This window comes from Pseudonocardia sp. NPDC049154, assembly GCF_040648315.1.
Classification (GTDB): domain Bacteria; phylum Actinomycetota; class Actinomycetes; order Mycobacteriales; family Pseudonocardiaceae; genus Pseudonocardia.
Map to the genome: position 1 here is coordinate 1 of NZ_JBEZDN010000264.1, position 1,273 is coordinate 1,273.

Annotated in this window: 2 protein-coding genes; both read right to left on the bottom strand. The window is 70.8% G+C overall.

The window, feature by feature from the left end; genetic code table 11:
- Nucleotides 1–30 precede the first annotated feature (30 nt).
- The gene (locus AB0B41_RS43200) at nt 31–939 is read right to left on the bottom strand and encodes an IS3 family transposase (protein ID WP_358213036.1); all 909 of its coding nucleotides are present in this window, start codon (nt 937–939) and stop codon (nt 31–33) included.
- Nucleotides 936–1,226: a transposase gene (locus tag AB0B41_RS43205; RefSeq protein WP_358213038.1), complete on the bottom strand. Its 291-nt coding sequence runs from the start codon at nt 1,224–1,226 to the stop codon at nt 936–938. Before AB0B41_RS43205 ends, AB0B41_RS43200 begins: the two co-directional genes overlap by 4 nt.
- Nucleotides 1,227–1,273 lie beyond the last annotated feature (47 nt).

Here is a 1,273-nt window from a genome sequence, read left to right on the forward strand (position 1 = left end):
TGTGGTTCCCCCGAAATCGTGGAGGGTTCTCTATGCCGCGTCTCGAGTGAGGGCGGCGTGCTCGTAGTCGATCGGTGAGAGCCCGGCGGCGGCGCTGTGTCGTCGGCGGTGGTTGTAGAAGCCGTAGCACCAGTCGATCACCACCGCCCGCGCTCTGGCGGTGGTGTCGAAGTCGTTGCGGGACAGCACCTCCCACTCCAGGCTGGAGAAGAACGCCTCCGCCGCGGCGTTGTCGAAACACGACCCGACCCGGCCCATCGACTGCCGGATCCCCACCCGCCGGCACAGCGCGGTGAACAGCCCGGCGGTGTAGGTCGACCCGCGGTCGGTGTGGAAGATCACCCCCTCGACCTGGTCGGGCCCGCCGCGGGCCGCGACAGCCATCCGGATCGCCTCACACGCCAGCTCGGCGTCGGGGTGCAGCCCGGTGGCCGCGCCGAGCAGCCGCCGCGAGTACAGGTCGATCACCGTGGCCAGATACAGCTTCCCCGCCGCGGTGGGGATCTCGGTCATGTCGCCGACCCACCTGCGGTTCGGCTCCGCCGCGGTGAAGTCGCGTCGGAGCAGGTCGGGGAACTTCGGCGCCGTCTTGTCCTGGCGGGTCAGCCCGTTGCGGCGGCGGATGCGGCGGGCGACCAGGCCCTGGCGGCGCATTGAGTCCGCCACGGTCTTCTCTGACACCCGCCACCCGGCCTCGCGCAGGTCGGCGTGCAGCCGCGGTGAGCCGTGTACCCCGCGGGCGTCGGCGAACGCCGCCGCCACGGCGGCGTCGAGCTCGGCCCGGCGTCGCTGGGTCGCGGTCGCACCGCCGTCCGCGCTGTTCGCCCGGTCGAGCCACTTGTAGAGCCACGAGATCGACACCCCGAGCAGGGCGCAGCAGAGCGTGTGCGGCACCCGGTGGAAGGTCCTCTGGTCGGCGATGAAACGGGCCACGCTCACTTCGTCGCCTCCTTGACCCACAGGACCACGGATCGCTTGAGGACATCACGCTCCATCCGCAGCTCGGCGTTCTCCGCGCGCAGCCGCTTGAGCTCGTCGATGTCACCCCGCGACAGTCCCTCGGTGCCCTCGCGCGCTTCCCGCGCGCGGGCCACCCAGTTGCCCAGCGTGCCCTCGTTGACCCCCAGGTCTCTGGCGACCTGGGCGATCGGCTTGCCCGTCTCCTCCACGATCCGGACCGCCCCGTCACGGAACTCCCGGTCGTACCTCTTCCGTACCTCTGGCATCGCTACCCCTTATAGCTGATGCCTCCCCGATCTTGGGGGAACCGCAC